Genomic DNA, 247 nt, shown 5'->3' on the forward strand with positions numbered 1-247 from the left:
GTGGCCGAGCACCTCGTGCCCTACCTGCCCGGCAACCCGGCCACGGCAGACCTCGACGAGCGCGGCGCGGGCTTCCCCGTGGCCCAGGCACCGCACGGTTCCGCAGGCGTGCTGCCCATCACGTGGATGTACATCGCCATGACCGGGGCGAAGGGGCTCACCGAGTCCTCCCGCACGGCCGTGCTGGGTGCGAACTACATCTCCCGCCGGCTCTCGGACGTGTTCCCCACGCTCTACACGGGGGACG

General features: G+C 71.7%; 1 protein-coding gene. It reads left to right on the plus strand.

Annotated elements, in window-relative coordinates:
• Nucleotides 1-247 (plus strand): hypothetical protein (locus MKD49_RS26190; protein WP_252697765.1); only part of this gene is annotated, 247 nt, incomplete at both ends.

The sequence above is a fragment of the Herbaspirillum sp. WGmk3 genome (assembly GCF_023952535.1).
Lineage (GTDB): Bacteria > Pseudomonadota > Gammaproteobacteria > Burkholderiales > Burkholderiaceae_D > Herbaspirillum > Herbaspirillum huttiense.